Source organism: Amycolatopsis sp. MEPSY49, assembly GCF_051337345.1.
Classification (GTDB): domain Bacteria; phylum Actinomycetota; class Actinomycetes; order Mycobacteriales; family Pseudonocardiaceae; genus Amycolatopsis.
Genome location: NZ_JBDLYJ010000003.1, coordinates 154,465 through 173,586 on the forward strand (window position 1 = coordinate 154,465; position 19,122 = coordinate 173,586).

Sequence of the window (19,122 nt, forward strand, 5' to 3'; positions counted from 1 at the left end):
ACCGAACAGGTGGAGGAAGCATGGGGAAGATCGGTGTCTGGCTGATCGGGGCCCGCGGATCGGTGGCCACGACGGCCGTCGCCGGGGCGGCCGCGATGCGGGCGGGACTGGCCGCGCGCACGGGGTGCGTGACCGAGCTGCCGGACTTCGCGGGAGCCGAGCTGCCCGGGCTGGGGGACCTGGTCTTCGGGGGCCACGACGTCGTCGGCACGCCGCTGGTCAAGCGGGCCGAGCAGCTGGTCGCGGCGGGCGTGCTGCCGGCGACGCTGCCGGGCCCGGTCGCGGCCGACCTGGAGGCCGCCGAGGCGCGGCTGCGTCCCGCGCCCGACGGCGGTGGCCGGGCGGCGATCGACCGGGTCGTCGCCGACCTGACGGCGTTCGGTGAGGGCCTCGACCACGTGGTCGTCGTCAACGTCTCCTCCACCGAGCCGCCTTGCGTGCCGCACCCGGCTCACGCTTCGCTCGCGGCGCTGGAAGCCGCGCTGGACGCCGGGGAGGACGTGCTCCCCGCGAGCGCGCTCTACGCCTACGCCGCCTTCCGCGCCGGTTGTGGCTTTGTCGACTTCACCCCCTCCACGGGCGCGCGGCTGCCCGCGCTCGACGAACTCGCCCGCACGACCGGACAGCCGTACGCGGGCCGTGACGGCAAGACCGGCGAGACGCTGCTGCGGGCGGTGCTCGCGCCGATGTTCGCCCAGCGCGCGCTGAACGTCCTGGCCTGGTCGGGCACCAACCTGCTCGGCGGCGGCGACGGCGCCACGCTCGCCGACCCCGGCGCGGCGTCGAGCAAGAACGCCTCGAAGCAGCAGGTGCTGGAGCAGAACCTCGGACACCCGGTCGACGGCGAGGTCCACATCGACTACGTCCCGGCCCTCGGCGACTGGAAGACCGCCTGGGACCACGTGCTGTTCGAAGGCTTCCTCGGCACGCGGATGACCCTGCAGCTCACCTGGCAGGGCTGCGACTCCGCGCTCGCCGCGCCGCTGGTGCTCGACCTCGCCCGGCTGACCGGCAAGGCCTGCCGCGACGGCGTCGCCGGGCCGGTGGCCGAGTTCGGGTTCTTCTTCAAGGATCCCGTCGGCGACGGCGCGCACGACCTCGCGTCGCAGTACGCCGCGCTGCGTGAGTGGGCGAACCGGTGAAGGCGCTCGTCGAACTCGTCCGCGCGCCCGCCGCGCTGACCGTGCCCGGGGACGCCGTCGCCGGGGCCGCCGCTTCGGGGTGGCCGTTCGGCCGCCGCACGCTGGCCCTGACCGGCGCGTCCGTCTGCATCTACTGGGCGGGCATGGCCCTCAACGACTACGCCGACCGCCACCTCGACGCGATGGAACGGCCCGAGCGGCCGATCCCGTCGGGCCGGGTCTCACCGGGCACCGCGCTCGGCGTCGCGACCGGGCTGACCGCGGGCGGGCTGGGCATCGCTGCGGCCGCCGGCGGCAAGCGGGCCCTGCGCGTCGCCTTGCCGCTGGCCGCGACGGTCTGGGCCTACGATTTCGTGCTCAAGGAGACGGTGTTCGGGCCGGCCGCGATGGCCGCGGCTCGCACGCTCGACGTCCTGCTCGGTGGCGGCGGCGCCCGGGCGGCCGTGCCCGCGGCGCTGACCGTCGGAGCGCACACCTACGCCGTGACGCAGCTGTCGCGGTCCGAAGTGGACGGTGCGAAGCCCGCGCTGCCGGCGGCCACCCTCGCCGCCACGGCCGGGGTGCGCGTCGCCGCGGGCCGCGTCGGGCCGCTGGCCTCGGCGCTGCTCGGGACGTACGCGCTGACCACCGGGCGGGCCCAGTACGACGCCGTCCGCGACCCGGCCGCGCCGAAGATCCGCCGCGCGGTCGGCGCCGGGATCCACGGCATGATCCCGCTGCAGGCCGGCCTGATCGCGCGGACCGGGGCGTGGCGCTCGGCGCTGGCCGTCGCCGCCGCGTTCCCGATCGCGCGGGCGCTGAGCCGGAAGGTGTCGCCGACATGAGGTTCGGGTACGGCACCAACGGCTTCGCCAACCACCGCCTCGGGGACGCCCTGCGCGTCCTGGCCGACCTGGGCTACGACGGCGTCGCGTTGACGCTCGACCACCAGCACCTCGACCCGTTCGGGCCGGACCTCGCGAGCCGCGTCTCGTCGCTGGCCGCCGAGCTGGACCGGCTCGGGCTGGCCGTCGTGATCGAGACCGGCGCCCGGTTCCTGCTGGACCCGTGGCGCAAGCACTCGCCGACGTTCCTCGACCCCGACCGCGCGCGCCGCGTCGAGTTCCTGACCCGGGCCGTCGAGATCGCCGCGGACCTGGGCGCGGAGGCGGTGTCGTTCTGGAGCGGGAACAAGCCCGCCGACTTGCCCGCCGAGGAGGCCTGGGCGCACCTGGTCGACGGGTGCGCCGAGGTGCTCAAGGCCGCCGACGAGCACGACGTCAAGCTGGGCTTCGAGCCGGAGCCGGGCATGCTCGTCGAGGACCTCGACGGGTACTTCGAGCTTGCGCGCAGGCTCGGTGATCCGGAGCGGTTCGGGCTGACGCTGGACATCGGGCACTGCCGGTGCAACGAGTCCGCGTCCGTGCCCGACTGCGTCCGCCGCGCCCTGCCGCGGCTGGTGAACGTCCAGATCGACGACATGCGCCGCGGCACGCACGAGCACCTCGAATTCGGGAAGGGCGAGATCGACTTCCCACCGGTGCTGGAAGCGCTGTCGCCGTACTCCGGGCTGGTGGCCGTCGAACTGCCGCGGGACAGCCACGCCGCCCCGCGGATCGCCCGCGAGTCCCTCGAATTCCTGCGGAAGGCGGTGACGGCGTGAACGCCTGGCTCGACGAAGCCCTGCAGAAGGTCGCGACCGACGCGACGGCGCTGCACACGGTGTTCCCCGGAGTCGGCCGCCGGGTCGGCCGGGGTCCGTCGGACACGCCGGGCTGGACGGTCGACGACGTAGCTCGCGTGGAGCTGCTCAAGGCGGCTCCCGGGGCCGCCGCGGAGATGCCCGACCTCTACCGCTACGGCGACGCGGCCGAGAAGCGGGCCGTCCTGCGTGGACTGTCCGTTGTGGACATCGGGGACGCCGGGCTCGACCTGGTCGCGGACGCCCTCCGCACCAACGACACCCGGCTCGTCACCGCCGCGATGGGGGAGTACGCCGCCGAGCACCTCGACGACGCCGCGTACCGCCACGGCGTCCTCAAGTGCGTCTTCATGGGCATCCCCCTCGCCGAAGTCGCCGGCCTGGACCGCCGGACCGACGAAGAACTGCTGCGCATGATGCGGTCCTTCGCCGCCGAGCGCACCGCCGCGGGCCGCGACGTCCCCGCCGATCTCCGCCCGCTGCTGAACGAACAGGACGCCTGATGCGCATCTTCGACCCGCACATCCACATGAGCTCCCGGACCACCGACGACTACGCGGCCATGCACGCCGCCGGTGTCCGCGCGCTCGTCGAGCCGGCGTTCTGGCTGGGCCAGCCCCGCACGAACGTCGGCAGCTTCACCGACTACTTCGACGCGCTCGTCGGCTGGGAGCCGTTCCGCGCGAGCCAGTACGGCATCACCCACCACTGCACGATCGCGCTGAACCCCAAGGAGGCCAACGACCCGCGCTGCGCGCCGGTGCTCGACCTCCTGCCGCGCTACCTGGAGAAGGACGGCGTCGTCGCGGTCGGCGAGATCGGCTACGACTCGATGACCGCCGAGGAGGACAAGGCGTTCGCGGCGCAGCTCGCGCTGGCGATCGACCACGACCTGCCGGCGATGGTGCACACCCCGCACCGCGACAAGGCCGCCGGCACCGAACGCAGCATCGCCGTCGTCCGCGACTCCGGCATCGCGCCGGAACGGGTGGTGCTCGACCACCTCAACGAGATGACCGTCGCGATGGTCAAGGAGTCCGGCTGCTGGATGGGGTTCTCGATCTACCCGGACACCAAAATGGACGAAGAGCGGATGGTCGCGATCCTGCGCGAATACGGCACCGAGAAGGTGCTGGTGAACTCCGCCGCGGACTGGGGCAAGAGCGACCCGCTCAAGACCCGCAAGACCGGCGACGCGATGCTGGCCGCCGGGTTCACCGAGGACGACGTCGACCAGGTGCTGTGGCGCAACCCGGTGGCCTTCTACGGCCAGAGCGGGCGGCTCTCGCTGGAATCGGAGACCGCGGCCGCCGAGTTCGCGGGCAACTCCATCCTGCGGGGTGCGCGCAAGTGAGGTTCCGGCACCGCGACGGCACGCTCGTCCACCTCGCCTACTGCACCAACGTGCACCAGGCCGAGGACCTCGACGGCGTGCTCGCCCAGCTGGCCCGCTTCGGCGAGCCGGTGCGGGACCGCCTGGGCGTCGACCGGCTCGGGCTCGGCCTGTGGCTGGCCCGGCCGGTGGCTGCCGAGCTGACCGCGGACCCGGGGGCCGTCGGCAAGCTGCGCGCCGAGCTGGCCGCGCGCGGGCTCGAAGTCGTCACGCTCAACGGGTTCCCGTACCAGGGGTTCCACGACCCGGTCGTCAAGCACAAGGTCTACCGGCCGGACTGGTCGACGCCGGAGCGGACCGCCTACACCCTCGACCTGGCCCGGCTGCTCGCCGAGCTGATGCCGGACGACGCCGTGCGCGGCAGCGTGTCGACGTTGCCACTCGGCTGGCGCACCGAATGGCGGGACGACCGCGGGCAGCTCGGCCTGCTCGCCGAGGGGCTGGCGAAGGTCGGCCGTCCGGTGCGGGTGGCGTTCGAACCCGAACCCGGATGCGTCGTCGAGACCACCGCGCAGGCGGCGGCCCTGCTGTCCGATGTGGACAAGGACTGGCTGGGCGTCTGCCTCGACACCTGCCACCTCGCGGTCGGGTTCGAGGACCCGGCGGCCGCGCTGGGCCGGCTCGAAGCGGCCGGGTTCGACGTCGTCAAGCTGCAGGCGTCCGCGGCTTTGGAGGCCGCGGTGCCGAACGACCCGGCGACGCGGCAGGCGCTGGAGTCCTTTGTGGAACCCCGGTTCCTCCACCAGAGCAACGAAGGCGCGCCGCCGGGCGCCGACGACCTCGATCTCGCCTTGGCCGGCGGGCTGCCGGGCGAGGCGCCGTGGCGCGTGCACTTCCACGTGCCGCTGCACGCCGACCCGGCGCCGCCGCTGACGTCGACCCGGCCGGTGCTGGCCGGCACGCTGGCCGAGCTGTTCGGCGGGGCGGCCGCGCGCACCGACCACGTCGAGGTCGAGACCTACACCTGGCAGGTGCTCCCGGACGCACCCGCCGACGACGCCGGGCTGGTCGCGGGCATCGCGGCCGAGCTGGACTGGACCCGGCGAGAACTGATCACCCTAGGCTTGGAAGAGGTTTCCGAATGAGTCTGCTCGTCCTCGACGTCGTCGGGCTGACCCCGCGGCTGCTGCCGCACATGCCCAACCTGCGCAAGATGGCCGAGCCCGGCTTCACCGCGCAGCTGGACACCGTCTTCCCGGCGGTGACGTGCTCGGTGCAGTCGACGTTCCTGACCGGCCTGCAGCCGGCCGAACACGGCATCGTCGGCAACGGCTGGTACTTCCGCGACCTCGGCGAGATCTTCCTCTGGCGCCAGCACAACAAGCTCGTGCAGGGCGACAAGTTCTGGGACGCCGCCCGCCGCGCGCAGGCCGGGCACCGCGTCGCGAACGTGTGCTGGTGGTACGCGATGGGCATGGACGTCGACCTGACGGTGACCCCGCGGCCGATCTACCACGCCGACGGCAAGAAGTCCCCGGACGCCTACACCCACCCGCCGCAGCTGCACGACCGCCTGGTCGGCGCGCTCGGCGAGTTCCCGCTGTTCACCTACTGGGGTCCGACGGCCGCGATCACGTCGTCGAAGTGGATCATCGCCGCCGCCCAGAAGATCATGGCGGAGGACAAGCCCGACACCACGCTCGTCTACATCCCGCACCTGGACTACGACCTGCAGCGCTTCGGCCCGGACGCGCCGCAGGCCGCGGCGGCCGCGCGCGAGATCGACACGGCGTTGAAGCCCCTGCTGGACTTCGCGGCCGCGGGCGGGCACACCGTCGTCGCGCTCTCGGAGTACGGCATCACGAACGCGAGCCGGCCGGTCGACATCAACCGGGCGCTGCGCCGCGAGGGCCTGCTCAACGTGTACGTCCAGGCCGGTATGGAGTACCTCGACCCGTGGACGTCCCGCGCGTTCGCGGTGGCCGACCACCAGGTCGCACACGTCTACGTCGCCGACCCGGCGGACATCCCGCGCGTGCGGGACATCGTCGCCGGACTGTCCGGAGTGGACGTCGTCCTGGATCGCGAGGGCCAGGCGGGCATCGGGATCGACCACGAACGGGCCGGTGAACTCGTCGCGATCGCCGAGCCGGACGCCTGGTTCACGTACTACTACTGGCTGAGCGACGACCGCGCGCCGGACTTCGCGAAGACCGTCGAGATCCACCGCAAGCCCGGCTACGACCCGGCCGAGCTGTTCTTCGACCCGAACGACCCGGCGGTGAAGCTGAAGGCGGCGTCGGCGCTGGCACGCAAGAAGCTCGGCCTGCGGTACTCGATGCAGGTCGTCCCGCTCGACCCGGCGCCGGTTCGCGGGAGCCACGGGCGGCTGCCCGACGCGCCCGAGGACGGCCCGGTGCTGCTGTGCTCGGATCCCTCGCTCGCACGGGAAAAGATCCACGCCACCGAAGTCAAGGAGCTGCTGCTCGCGGCGGCTGTCCGTACCGAATAGGACGCACCCAGGAGGTCAGACATGGCACGACCGTTGACCCTGTTCACCGGGCAGTGGGCCGACCTGCCGTTCGAGGAGGTGTGCGAGCTGGCGAGCGGCTGGGGCTACGAAGGCCTCGAAATCGCTTGCTGGGGCGACCACTTCGAAGTCGACCGGGCGCTGGCCGAAGACTCCTACGTCCCGGCGAAGCTGGAGACGCTGGCCAAGTACGACCTCAAGGTGTGGGCCATCTCGAACCACCTGGTGGGCCAGGCCGTCTGCGACCACCCGATCGACGAGCGGCACGAAGCCATCCTGCCCGCGCGGATCTGGGGCGACGGCGAACCCGAAGGCGTCCGGCAGCGGGCGGCGGCCGAAATGCAGGCCACCGCCCGCGCCGCGGCGAAGCTCGGGGTGTCCACTGTGGTCGGGTTCACCGGCTCGTCGATCTGGCACACGGTGGCGATGTTCCCGCCGGTGCCGCCGTCGATGATCGAGCGCGGGTACGCCGACTTCGCCGCGCGGTGGAACCCGATCCTGGACGTCTTCGACGAGGTCGGCGTCCGGTTCGCCCATGAGGTGCACCCGAGCGAGATCGCCTACGACTACTGGAGCACGGTCCGGACGCTCGAGGCGATCGGCCACCGCGAGGCCTTCGGGCTGAACTTCGACCCGTCACACTTCGTCTGGCAGGACCTCGACCCGGCCGGGTTCCTGTGGGACTTCAAGGACCGCATCTACCACGTCGACTGCAAGGAGGCTCGCAAGCAGCTCAACGGCCGCAACGGGCGGATGGGTTCGCACCTGCCGTGGGCCGATCCCCGGCGCGGCTGGGACTTCGTCTCGACCGGCCACGGCGACGTCCCCTGGGAGGACGTCTTCCGCATGCTCAACGCCATCGGCTACGACGGCCCGATCTCCATCGAGTGGGAGGACGCGGGCATGGACCGGCTCATCGGCGCGCCCGAAGCGCTGGAGTTCGTCCGCAAGCTCAACTTCACCCCACCCACAGCGGCATTCGACGCCGCTTTCTCCTCGAAGTAACCCCTCCAGGAAGCTGCACTTTCACGTGAAAGTGCGGCTTGTCCACAGGCGGGTGGCCGCCAGCCCCGTCGGAAGGTGATCGAAACCGGCTTCGCGCCACATCGGGGCGAAGCACGCTCAAAATCAGGAAGGATCCCGCATGTCTCCGTCCCCACCGAAGTGGGCGAGGCTGTTCGGCACCGCGCTCCTGGGCGCCGGCCTCCTGCTCACCGTCGACACCCCGGCCCACGCGGACATCCCGCCCGCGGACTACCAGCAGGTCGCGCTCGCCACCGGCGCGGCCGAAGTGGGCGGCGAGGCGATGTCGCTCGCCGTGCTCCCGGACCGCTCGGTCGTGCACACCTCCCGCGACGGCACCGTCCGCGTCACCACCGCGGCCGGCGCGACGTCGATCGCGGGCAAGCTGAACGTCTACACCCACGACGAGGAAGGCCTCCAAGGCGTCGCCGCCGACCCCGGATTCGCGACCAACCGGTACGTCTGGCTGTACTACTCGCCACGACTGTCCACTCCGGACGGTGACGCGCCGACCGAGGGCACCGAGTCGGACTTCGCGCCGTTCAAGGGCGAACTGCACCTGTCCCGGTTCGTGCTGAAGACCGACAACACCCTCGACCTGGCCAGCGAGAAGGTCGTGTTGAAGGTCGCCAACGACCGCGGCCAGTGTTGCCACGTCGGCGGCGACATCGACTTCGACGCCGCCGGCAACCTCTACCTGACCACCGGCGACGACACCAACCCGTTCTCCTCCGACAGCTACTCGCCGATCGACGAACGGACCAACCGCAACCCGCAGTTCGACGCGCAACGCTCGTCCGGCAACACGAACGACCTGCGCGGCAAGCTGCTGCGGATCCACCCGCAGGCCGACGGGACGTACACGATCCCGTCGGGGAACCTCTTCGCGCCGGGCACCGCGAACACGCGCGCGGAGATCTACGCGATGGGCTTCCGCAACCCGTTCCGGATGAGTGTCGACAAACCGACCGGCGTCGTCTACCTCGGCGACTACGGCCCGGACGCCGGCACGACCGACCCGAACCGCGGGCCGCAGGGGCAGGTCGAGTTCGACCGGATCACCGGGCCGGGCAACTTCGGCTGGCCGTACTGCACCGGCTCGAACACGACGACCGAGACGTACAACCACTACACGTTCCCGAGCGGCCCTTCCGGCGCGAAGTACGACTGCGCCGGCGGGCCGACGAACTCCTCGTTCCGCAACACCGGCCTCGCCAAGCTGCCGGTGCCGAAGCCTGCGTGGATCAAGTACGCGGGTGACGAGGGCTCGCCGCCGGAGTTCGGCAGCGGCTCGGAGTCGCCGATGGGCGGGCCGGTCTACCGGTACGACGCCGCTTCGACGTCCACGGTCAAGTTCCCGCAGTCGTTGGACGGCAAGTACTTCGCGGGGGAGTACGGGCGCAAGTGGATCAAGGCGGTGACCGTCAACGCCGACGGCACCCGCGGCCCGATCGAGGACTTCCCGTGGTCCGGCACCCAGGTGATGGACATGGCGTTCGGCCTGGACGGCGCCCTCTACGTCCTCGATTACGGCACTGGCAGCGACAACCAGGCGCTGTACCGGATCGAGTACCTCGCGGGCACGAACCGCAACCCGGTCGCGAAGGCCGCGTCCGACAAGACGTCCGGCCCGAATCCCTTGACGGTCACCTTCTCGTCCGCCGGGAGCACTGATCCCGAAGGCGGAGCGTTGAGCTACCGCTGGGACTTCGGCGACGGCTCCTCGTCGACGGCGGCGAACCCGGCCCACACCTACACGACCAACGGCACGTACTCACCGACGTTGACGGTTTCCGATCCGGAGGGCTTGACCGGCACGGCGAGTCTCGTGGTGACGGTCGGGAACACAGCGCCGACAATATCCTTGGGGACGCCGGTGGACGGTCAGCTGTTCTCCTTCGGTGACACCGTGCCCTTCCAGGTGACGGGCAGCGATCCGGAGGACGGCCCGCTGGACTGCTCGAAGGTCAAGGTCACCTACTTCCTCGGCCACGACAGCCACGAGCACCAGATCACGCAGGCGACCGGGTGTTCCGGCTCGATCGCGGTCCCGGTCGACGGCGAGCACGACGCCGCGGCCAACATCTACGGCGTCTTCGACGCGCAGTACACCGACAAGGGCGGGCTGACCTCGCACAGCGTCCGCAAGCTGCAGCCGCGGCACCGCCAGGGCGAGCACTTCGCGGCGCAGTCCGGCATCCAGCTCGCCGACCACGGCGCGGCGGAGGGCGGCCGGACGGTCGGGTACACCGACAACGGCGACTGGATCTCGTTCACGCCGTACGCGCTGGGCAACGCCACGTCGATCAGCGCGCGCGTGTCTTCGGGTGGCCCGGGCGGGACTCTCGAGGTGCGGGCGGGTTCGCCGACCGGGACACTGCTGGGCTCGGCCGCGGTGGCCAACACCGGGGACTGGGACACGTTCGCCGACGTCACGGCGAACCTGGCGAACCGGCCGGCCGGGACGACGGCGCTGTACCTCGTGTTCAAGGGTGTCACCGGGCAGGGGAACCTGTTCGACCTGGACGCGTTCACGTTCACGACCGCGTCGGCGGCGATCGAGGGCGAGTCGTTCACGTCCGGCTCCGGCGTGCAGATCGCACCGCACGCCGCGGCGAGCGGCGGCAACACCCTCGGCTACATCGAAAACGGCGACTGGGCCGGATACGCGTCGGTGAGTACCGCGGGCGCGCGGACCTTCACCGCGCGGATCTCGTCGGCCGGCGCGGGCGGGACGATCGAGGTCCGGTCCGGTTCGGCGACCGGGACGCTGCTGGGGTCGGTGGCCGTGCCGTCGACCGGGGACTGGGAGACGTTCCAGAACGTGACGACGTCGGTGTCGAGTGGTTCGGGCCCGCTGTTCCTGGTGTTCCGCGGCGGTTCCGGTTCCCTGTTCGACGTCGATTCCTTTACGCTGAGCGGTATGCCGACGCAGGTGGACCCGTCGTACGACGTGCTGGTGTTTTCCAAGACGGCGGGCTTCCGCCACGATTCGATCCCGGCGGGTATCCAAGCTCTTCGTGAATTGGGTGCGGCGAACGGATTCACCGTGACGGCGACCGAGGACGCATCGGCGTTCACGGCCGCGTCGCTGGGCTCCTATGAGGCGGTGGTGTTCCTTTCGACCACGGGCGACGTCCTGGACGCGACGCAGCAGGCGGCATTCGAGTCCTATGTGGAGGGTGGCGGCGGCTACCTCGGCATCCACGCGGCGGCCGACACGGAGTACGACTGGCCGTGGTACGGACAGCTGGTCGGGGCGTACTTCAAGAGCCATCCGGCGATCCAGCAGGCCCGGTTCGTGACGGAGGACGGTACCCACCCGGCGACGGCTCACCTCCCGGCGGTGTGGACCCGCACGGACGAGCTGTACAACTACCGCACGAATCCGCGCGGCAGCGTCCACGTGCTCCAGACACTGGACGAGTCCAGCTACACGGGCGGCGAGATGGGTGCCGACCACCCGATCACGTGGTGCCACCCGCAGGGCAGCGGCCGGGCGTTCTACACCGGACTCGGCCACACGATCGAGTCGTACTCGGACCCGGCGTTCCGCACCTCGCTCCTGGGCGCGGTCCGGTACGCCGCGGGGGTGGCTCCGGCTTCGTGCAGCGCGTCGTCGTCCACTGTGGAGGGTGAGTCGTTCACGTCGGGGTCGGGCGTGCAGGTCGCGCCGCACGCCCCGGCGAGCGGTGGAAACACCCTGGGCTACATCGAAAACGGCGACTGGGCCGGGTATGCGTCGGTGAGCACTTCGGGCATCACGCGGTTCAGCGCGGTGGTTTCGTCGGCGGGAGCGGGCGGCACGATCGAGATCCGCGACGGCTCGGCCACCGGCGCCCTGCTGGGCACGGTGACGGTCCCGAACACGGGTAGCTGGGAGACGTTCCAGACGGTCACGACCGCGGTGACGCCGGGTTCGGGCCCGCTCCACCTGGTGTTCCGCGGCGGCTCGGGTTCGCTGTTCGACATCGACACCCTGACCGTGTCGTGAGACCGGGGAAGGGCCGCCGTGCGGACACGGCGGCCCTTCCCCGTCAGGGGGTCACTTGGGCGATCCCGAGCATGTTGCCCTCGCAGTCGCGGAACCACGCCGCGCGTTCGCCGGTGCCCTTGCTCGGGTAGTTGCCGCGGATGTCCATGATCCCGTTCACGCAGCCGTCGTACTCCTCGAACACCACGCCACGCGCCCGCAGCCCGGCGACCGCCGCTTCGATGTCGTCCACGTAGAAACCCATCTGCGTGAACGAGCCATCGGACGCGCCGGCCGAGGCGAACAGGCAGAAGACCCCTGATGCGCCCTCGTAACGCAGGCCGCCTTCGCGCTCTTCCGCCGGTTCGAGCCCGAGCTTCTCCGAGTACCACCGGCGGGCCCGGGCCAGGTCCTGCGTCGGGATACGGGCTTCGAACCGCGCGTTGCTCAGCATCACCCGAGGGTAAACCGTCAGCGGACGCCGAGGAGGTGCTCCAGGGCCAGCTGGTTCAGCCGGGTGAAGTGGTACCCGCGCTGGGCCGCCGCGTCGACGTCGAAGTCGTCCTTGAGCAGGTCGTCGAACGATTCGCCCGGGGCCAGCGTCGGGGTCGACAGGTCCGGGACGCGGGACGCGGCCAGGGCTTCGACGACCTCCGGGTCCGACCGGAACTTGGCCGACTTCTCCTTGAGGATCAGGTAAGTCCGCATGTTCGCCGCCGCGGACACCCACACGTCCGCCGGGTCCTCCGTGCGCAGCGGCTTGTAGTCGAAGTGGCGCGGACCCTCGTAGCCGCCGTTCTCCAGCAGGTCGACCAGGAAGAACGCGCTCTTCGTGTCGCCGTGGCCGAAGATCAGGTCCTGGTCGTACTTCGGGCCGTGCTGGCCGTTCAGGTCGATGTGGAACAGCTTGCCCTGCCACAGCGCCTGCGAGATGCCGTGCACGAAGTTGAGGCCGGCCATCTGCTCGTGCCCGACCTCCGGGTTCAGCCCGAACATCTCCGGCCGCGCGAGCTGGGAGATGAAGCCCAGCGCGTGCCCGATCGTCGGCAGCAGGATGTCGCCGCGCGGCTCGTTCGGCTTCGGCTCGAGCGCGAACCGCAGCGAGTAGCCCTTCTCCACGACGTAGTCCGCGAGGAGGTCGAGGCCCTCCTTGTAGCGGGCGAGTGCCGCCCGGACGTCCTTCGCGGCGTCGGACTCGGCGCCTTCGCGGCCGCCCCACACGACGTACGTCTCGGCGCCCAGCTCGGCCGCCAGGTCGATGTTGCGGCGCACCTTCCGCAGCGCGTACCGCCGGACGTCGCGGTCGTTGCTGGTCAGGCCGCCGTCCTTGAACACCGGGTGGGTGAACAGGTTGGTCGTCGCCATCGGGACCTTCAGGCCGGTCTCCGCGAGCGCCTTGCGGAACCGCTCGATCGCCTTGTCGCGGTCGGGCTCGGTGGCCAGCAGGTCGTCGTCGTGGAACGTCACGCCGTAGGCGCCCAGCTCCGCGAGCCGGTGCACGCTCTCCACCGGGTCCAGCGGCGGCCGCGTCGCGACCCCGAACGGGTCGTTCGCGGGCCAGCCCACGGTCCAGAGGCCGAAGGTGAACTTGTCGGCCGGCTGGGGAGCGTAGTCGCTCATGACTGTCCCTTCATTTAGTTCACGTTGTAGACTAAATATGCGCCGCGGGGGTCCCGGGCGTCAAGAGGCCGGTTAGAGTGCTTCGCAGGAGGGACGCGATGACCCAGGCCGTGCGGCACGACTCGATGCGCGCCCGCAACCTCGAGGTCGTGCTCGGCGCGGTCAGCCGCGGCGGCCCGCTGACCCGCGCCGCGCTCGCCGAGCTGACCGGGCTGACGAAGTCGACGGTCTCCAAGCTCGTCGGCGACCTGGTGGACGCGGGACTGCTGGCCGAAACCGGACCGGCCCGCGCGGGCGAACGCGGCCGGCCGGGAGTCGAGGTCGTGCTGAGCGGGGCGCGCGTGGCGTCGCTGGGGCTGGAGATCAACGTCGACTACCTCGCGGTGCGCGTGCTCGATCTCACCGGCGGGGTCCGGTTCGCGGCCCGCCGCGAGCGGGACAACCGCGGTTCGCGGCCGAAGAAGGTTCTCTCCGAGCTGCAGGCACTGGCGACCGACGGCCTGACCGAGGCGCACCGGCTCGGCCTGGAGGTGGCGGGCGCGGTGCTCGCGGTGTCCGGCCCGGTCGGCGACGGCGTCCTGTTCCGCGCGCCGAACCTCGGCTGGCAGGACGTCCGCCCGGCCGACCTGCTGCGCCTGCCGATCCCGGTGGAGCTGGACAACGAGGCGAACCTCGCGGCACTCGGGGAGTTCTGGTACGGCGACGGCGAGCGTGACTTCCTCTACGTGTCGGGCGAAGTGGGCATCGGCGCGGGTCTGGTCGTGAACGGGACGTTGTTCTCCGGCGCCCGCGGGCTGGCCGGCGAACTGGGCCACGTCGTGGTCGCTCCCCAGGGACCGCTGTGCCGGTGCGGTGGTAGCGGGTGTTTGGAGACGTTCGCGGGTCAAGAGGCGTTGCTGGCGGCCGGAAACGCGCCGACGCTCCCCGCCTTCCTGGCCGCCCTCGAAGCCGGCGACGCAACCGCCCGGCAAGCTTGCGCGGCGGCGGGCCAAGCTCTCGGCGTCGCCCTGACTTCGGCGGTCAACCTCCTGGACCTGGACCGGATCGTGCTCGGCGGGGTGTTCACGCAGCTTTACCCGTGGCTGTCCGGCCCGGTGACGGAGGTGCTGACCACCCGCCTCGGCGGCCTGCGCGGCGAGCCACCGGTGCTCACGGCGTCACGCCTCGGCGGCGACGCGGCGACACTCGGCGCGGCGGGCCGGGTCGTGCACCGGGTGCTGGCCGACCCGGCGCCGTTCGTGAGCCGGGCCCAGGAGGCGTAAGTCCCCGCCGGATCGCGGTCGAGAGTGGTAAGTCGGGTTAGCACCCGGCTTACCACCAACGACCGGCTGCGGAAGTCCAGTAGCGCGTCCGGTCGAGGTAGGCCGTCTCCGCCGCCGCGCCGGAAGTCCCGTACGCGCCGGTGAACGTTTCGTAGGCCGGCGAAGGCGGTGACGACCGGGCCGGTTCGATGATCGACCCCTCGTGCCACTCGTTGAACGACGTCACCGACACCCAGTCCGCGCCCGAGGAGAGCGCGTTCTGCCACTCCCGGTCGTAAGTAGCCCCATTGTCGCGGCTCAGCGTCGGCGTGGTGTTCCCCGGCACCGCCCGGTCGTCGTTGTACCCCGGACCCACCGAAGGCGCCCACACCAACCCGTTCGCCTCGCAGTACGCTCCCGCCTCACGCCAGCCCAGCGCCGTGGCCCCCGCGATCGCGTCGTACGTGTACATTCCGCCGAAGTGCGCGACCTTGCTCGTGTCCGTCGTCTGCGCCAGCACGATCGCCGACGAACGCACCTGGTCCAGCGGCGTCCAGTCTTCGATCCGCAGGCTTTCGAATACGTAGAACGCCCCGCGCCCGCCCTCGCGGTAGAAGGCGGGACTCGACCCGTACCGCCCCAGGATGTAGTCGACGTCGGAGACCGTGGAAGCCGCCGTCCGCCCGCTGTAGGGCTCCAGGTGCCACGCGACGCGAATCCCGTGTCGCGCCGCCGCTTCCAGCACTCCGGGAACCAGACCGTCCTCATAGGACCCCTGGCCCCACCAGCTGTAGACGATCACCCCGGCACCGGACTGCTCGATCCACCGCATGTGCTGCTCGACCGCGCCGGAAAAGTCGCCGGAGTCGTACGGTCCGAGCACCGGGTAGAAGTTCGCGCCGACGTCGGACGGCGGGGTGTGGCCGCCCTGCACCCAGTGCCGGTAGCCGGTGGCACTGCCGCCGTACCACGGGTAGTAGAACAACTGGGTCCGGGAAGAAAGCGCGGCCGCGTGCGCGACTCCCGGCAAAGTGGCCGCCAGCAAGAGAAGTGCGGCGAAGAACGTCGAAATCCGTCGCATCGGGACCCCTCGGTGGATTCGGAGTGATCCAGACCATACGGACGTGTCCCGAGCCGGGGCAACAGTTCACCGGACATACGCAAACTTGCGTCGGAAACCCACCAGGAACCCCGCCGGGCAAACGAAAACCGCCCCGGGTGCGACCCGGGGCGGTTTCCGTTCAGCGGGACTAGCTCACCGCATTGACCAGCACCAGCGAGGAGCCGACCGTGACACCCGTGTCGGTCTGCACGGTCAGCTGACCGCGCAGGATCCGGCCCGCCGCCGGGGCGGCCGAGGCGGTCACCGTCGCCGGCACCGTCCACGACGTGCCCGACGCCCGCGCCGCGTTCGCGTCGGTCACCGCGACCGAACCGAACGCCGGGTTGGTGAACACGTCGAGGTAGTCGTACTCGGTCGTGCCCGCGGGCACGGCGTACCCGTCGACCAGCGCGACCCAGGTGCCCGCCGCCGGGTTGGCGACGGTCACCGACTCCTCGGAGTCACCGTCCGCGCTCACCGCCGCCTGCACGCAGGAACCGGTCGTGCAGTTGTACAGCACCAGGTCCAGGTCGGCGCCGACGTCGGACGTCTTGCCGATCGTCGCGGTCAGCGACGTCGAGCCCGGTGTCACCGCGATCTGGTACTGCTGCTGCGCGCCCTCGGCGATCGACGGCCGCGAGACCTTCGCGCTGCCCAGCGTGGCGCCGGTCAGCTTGCCGGTGAACGCGCCGAGCGTGTTCTGCACGGTGTAGGACCGCGCGACCGGCTGGCCCAGCGTGGCCGAGGCGATCGTGTCCGGGTTCGGCGTGATCGCCGTGCCCAGCACCGACGCGCTCAGCTTGTACGCCGCGTTGTCCACATCGGACGTACGGCGCGCTTCGACGACGATCTCCCACACACCCGGCAGCGGGTTCGCGAACGTCCGGCTGGTGGGCGTGCCGCCCGGGCAGCCGGCCCCCGCGTCGGGGAGGTAGCAGTACGTCGTCGACGTGCTCGCCTCGGCCGGCACGCCGGTCGGGTCGTAGCGCAGGAACCGCACCTGGCCCTTGCCCGGCGCGCCGGCGCCGGCGTCCAGGTCCACCTTCAGCGCGCTGGCGCCCTGGGGCACCCGCACGAAGTAGCTGGTCGCCTGGTTGCGGGCGATCTTGCCGGCCACGTCGACCTGGAAGCCCTTGGCGGCGGTGAACTCCTGCGGCGCGAAGACCGTGTTGAGGGTCTGCACGTCGACGCCGATGGTCAGCGGGTTGTCCAGGTACAGCAGCGCCGAGTGGACGCCCGCGTTCTTCGGGTTCACCTTGACGTCGAACTTCACCGGCGTGTTCAGCGGCAGCACCACCGTCGACGCCGAGGAGAACGTCCCGTCGTTCCCGGTCCACCGCGCGAAGTACGGCACGGGGTGCGCCGAACCCGTCGTGCGGGTGATCGTGTACGTGCGGGTGTAGGCCTTGCCCGCGGTCACGCCCTCGCGGTCGTGGATGCCCACGCCCGTGTTCGGGGTGGCCAGCAGGCCCGAGAGCGCGGTGTGCACCTCGACCGACGTCGAAACGGCGTCCGGCTTCGGGTTGAGCGACAGCGCGACGAACGCGGCCGGGACGTTGAACAGCCCCGCGCCCTGGGCGTACGCGCCGATGCCCGGCACGAACCGCGCGGTCGACTTGATCGCCGAGCGCAGCTGCGCCACCGGCGGCCGCTGGCCCTTGTGCGTCGCCTTGTACGCGCTCACCAGCAGTGCCGCCGCGCCGGTCGCCTGCGGCGCCGCCATCGATGTGCCCTGCAGCATCGCGTAGCCGGCGGGCAGGGAGTACGTGCCGGCCACCGGGCCGCCCGCCACCCAGCGCGGGACGGTGGCGATGGCCGCGCCGGGCGCGATGATGTCCGGCTTGAAGCCGCCGTCCTCACGCGGGCCGCGCGAGGAGAACGGGTGCAGCGACTCGGCGTTCTGAGTCTTCGAGCCGTAGTTCGAGAGCCAGGTCTCCTTGGTGATGTACGAGCCGACCGAGATCGCGTCCGACGCCACCGACGGGTCGCCGACGGTGTTCGCCCCGGCGCCGCTGTTGCCGGCCGAGATGAAGATCTGGACGTTGTACTCGGCGATCGTGCGGTTGTAGAGCTCCGCGCGGGCGTTGTTGCCGTCGTTGAGGGCCGGCAGGCCGCCGATCGAGATGTTGATGACGTCGGCGCCGTGGCTGGCCGCGTAGACGACGCCGTCGACCAGGCCCGAGGAGGTGCAGGCGGTGCCGGTCAGGCAGACCTTGACCGCCAGGACCTTCGCGCCCGGGGCCGCGCCGTCCATCTTGCCGCCGAACAGGTCGTTGCCGGTGGCGATGCCCGCGACGTGCGAGCCGTGCTCGGCACCGGCGATGCCGATGCCGACGAAGCCCGGCTTGTCGGTCTGGACGACGAAGGCCATCCGCTCGGCGATGTCGGTCGCCGGGTTGTCGGTGCCGAAGAAGCCGTAGTCGTACTTCTTGGCGTAGTCGGTCATCGGCTTCTCGTCGGCGAAGTCGCCGTTGCCGTTGAGGTCGACGCGGACCTCCTTGGTCACGCTGTCCTGCAGCACGCCCCAGGAGTCGGCGCGGTCGCCGTCGCGGTTGACGTCGCCGCCGGTCTCGCTGTCCGCGGCGCCCAGGTCGCCGGCGGTCTCAGTGAAGACGCCGAAGGTGTACGGGCCGCCGGTCGCCGGAGCCGTCCAGCTTCTGCCGTTCGCGGTGAAGGTGCCGGTGTAGGTCTGGGTGGACTGCTTGACCCAGGTGCCGTCACCGGAGTTGGTGGCGTTGGCGTTGTACCAGTCGACGATCTTGCGCTCGCCGTGGCTGGTGGTCGCCAGCGCGGGCGAGTCGAGGTCGACGCCGGAGTCGAGTACCGCGACCGTGGTGTCCTTGCCGTCCCAGTTGGGCAGGACCTGGCCGAACTGCGCCGCGTAGGTGTCCCCGGTCGGCAGGTACGGGTTGACGCGCGGGGTGTCCTTGCCCGGGGCCGGCTGCGGCAGCGGGGTGGTCGCGCCGTCGGGCTTCGGGTCGTCGCGGTAGACGAGGCCGTCGACGTCGACGGCGTTGACCGCCTTGAGCTTCGCGGCTTTCTCCGCCTTCTCGGGCGGGATGGTGACCTTGACGTAGTCGAGCTTGGTGTCGGTGGACTGGACGACACCACCGAGCGCCTTGAGCTGGTCGACGGCCGCGCCGGTCTGGCCCTTCTCGGCCGCGATCAGCAGCGTGACGTCGGGCTTGCCGGCCTTCTCGGCTTCGGCGACGAGCGCGCGGTCGTGCTCGTCGAGGGTCTTGCCGTCGGCCGCGCCCGAGGTCGGCGGGGCGGGCTGGGCGGCGGCCACCGGAACGGCCACGCCGAGGACGGAGGCGCCGAGTGCGGTGGCGAGGACGGTGATCCCGGCCCGCCGTCTCCAGCGCGATCTGAGCTGTGTCACTGAAACGACCCTTCGTGAAGAGATGCGTCCGACAAGAAGACGTCCGAGAAGTACACAACGTGAGATCTTCGGCAGCAATCAGACAGTTAGCCCAT

General features: G+C 71.1%; 14 protein-coding genes. 10 read left to right on the forward strand and 4 right to left on the reverse strand.

From position 1 onward, the window contains the following. The first annotated feature begins 20 nt into the window (after positions 1 to 20). The 9 genes from ABFJ78_RS15400 (at position 21) to ABFJ78_RS15440 (ending at position 11,703) form a co-directional block, all read left to right on the forward strand. Positions 21 to 1,142 carry an inositol-3-phosphate synthase gene (locus tag ABFJ78_RS15400; RefSeq protein WP_436386965.1) on the forward strand — a complete coding sequence of 374 codons (1,122 nt, stop codon included), beginning with the start codon at positions 21 to 23 and terminating at the stop codon, positions 1,140 to 1,142. Then, positions 1,127 to 1,966 (forward strand): SCO3242 family prenyltransferase, encoded by an 840-nt coding sequence (locus tag ABFJ78_RS15405; RefSeq protein ID WP_436386967.1) that lies wholly within the window; start codon positions 1,127 to 1,129, stop codon positions 1,964 to 1,966. The genes ABFJ78_RS15400 and ABFJ78_RS15405 overlap by 16 nt, the downstream gene beginning before the upstream one ends. After that, positions 1,963 to 2,784, forward strand: a complete 822-nt coding sequence (locus ABFJ78_RS15410; RefSeq protein WP_436386969.1) for a sugar phosphate isomerase/epimerase family protein — start codon at positions 1,963 to 1,965, stop codon at positions 2,782 to 2,784. The genes ABFJ78_RS15405 and ABFJ78_RS15410 overlap by 4 nt, the downstream gene beginning before the upstream one ends. Beyond that, positions 2,781 to 3,326 (forward strand): EboA domain-containing protein, encoded by a 546-nt coding sequence (locus ABFJ78_RS15415; protein WP_436386970.1) that lies wholly within the window; start codon positions 2,781 to 2,783, stop codon positions 3,324 to 3,326. Before ABFJ78_RS15410 ends, ABFJ78_RS15415 begins: the two co-directional genes overlap by 4 nt. After that, a complete protein-coding gene (locus ABFJ78_RS15420; protein WP_436386972.1) occupies positions 3,326 to 4,177 on the forward strand; it encodes a TatD family hydrolase in 852 nt (283 codons plus the stop codon). The genes ABFJ78_RS15415 and ABFJ78_RS15420 overlap by 1 nt, the downstream gene beginning before the upstream one ends. Further along, positions 4,174 to 5,301 (forward strand): metabolite traffic protein EboE, encoded by a 1,128-nt coding sequence (eboE, locus tag ABFJ78_RS15425; RefSeq protein ID WP_436386974.1) that lies wholly within the window; start codon positions 4,174 to 4,176, stop codon positions 5,299 to 5,301. Before ABFJ78_RS15420 ends, eboE begins: the two co-directional genes overlap by 4 nt. Beyond that, a complete protein-coding gene (locus ABFJ78_RS15430; protein ID WP_436386975.1) occupies positions 5,298 to 6,668 on the forward strand; it encodes a nucleotide pyrophosphatase/phosphodiesterase family protein in 1,371 nt (456 codons plus the stop codon). The genes eboE and ABFJ78_RS15430 overlap by 4 nt, the downstream gene beginning before the upstream one ends. A gap of 21 nt (positions 6,669 to 6,689) precedes the next feature. After that, complete coding sequence (locus ABFJ78_RS15435) at positions 6,690 to 7,691, forward strand: sugar phosphate isomerase/epimerase family protein (protein WP_436386976.1); 1,002 nt, start codon at positions 6,690 to 6,692, stop codon at positions 7,689 to 7,691. 139 nt (positions 7,692 to 7,830) lie between these two features. Then, positions 7,831 to 11,703, forward strand: coding sequence for a carbohydrate-binding protein (locus ABFJ78_RS15440; RefSeq protein ID WP_436386977.1), 3,873 nt, complete (start codon positions 7,831 to 7,833; stop codon positions 11,701 to 11,703). Positions 11,704 to 11,746: 43 nt separating this feature from the next. On the opposite strand, the gene ABFJ78_RS15445 is transcribed toward ABFJ78_RS15440, so the two are convergent. After that, entirely contained in the window at positions 11,747 to 12,136 is a 390-nt protein-coding gene (locus tag ABFJ78_RS15445; RefSeq protein WP_436386979.1) for a VOC family protein, read from the reverse strand. 17 nt (positions 12,137 to 12,153) lie between these two features. Continuing rightward, complete coding sequence (xylA, locus tag ABFJ78_RS15450) at positions 12,154 to 13,302, reverse strand: xylose isomerase (RefSeq protein ID WP_436386981.1); 1,149 nt, start codon at positions 13,300 to 13,302, stop codon at positions 12,154 to 12,156. A 98-nt stretch (positions 13,303 to 13,400) separates the two neighbouring features. Here xylA and ABFJ78_RS15455 point away from each other — a divergent pair, with 98 nt between their 5' ends. Then, the gene (locus ABFJ78_RS15455) at positions 13,401 to 14,564 is read left to right on the forward strand and encodes an ROK family protein (protein WP_436386983.1); all 1,164 of its coding nucleotides are present in this window, start codon (positions 13,401 to 13,403) and stop codon (positions 14,562 to 14,564) included. Positions 14,565 to 14,613: 49 nt separating this feature from the next. On the opposite strand, the gene ABFJ78_RS15460 is transcribed toward ABFJ78_RS15455, so the two are convergent. Both ABFJ78_RS15460 and ABFJ78_RS15465 read right to left on the reverse strand, forming a co-directional pair. Then, the gene (locus ABFJ78_RS15460; RefSeq protein ID WP_436386985.1) at positions 14,614 to 15,624 is read right to left on the reverse strand and encodes a glycoside hydrolase family 99 protein; all 1,011 of its coding nucleotides are present in this window, start codon (positions 15,622 to 15,624) and stop codon (positions 14,614 to 14,616) included. A gap of 169 nt (positions 15,625 to 15,793) precedes the next feature. Then, a complete protein-coding gene (locus ABFJ78_RS15465) occupies positions 15,794 to 19,027 on the reverse strand; it encodes a S8 family serine peptidase (RefSeq protein ID WP_436386987.1) in 3,234 nt (1,077 codons plus the stop codon). Between the last annotated feature and the right edge of the window lie 95 nt (positions 19,028 to 19,122).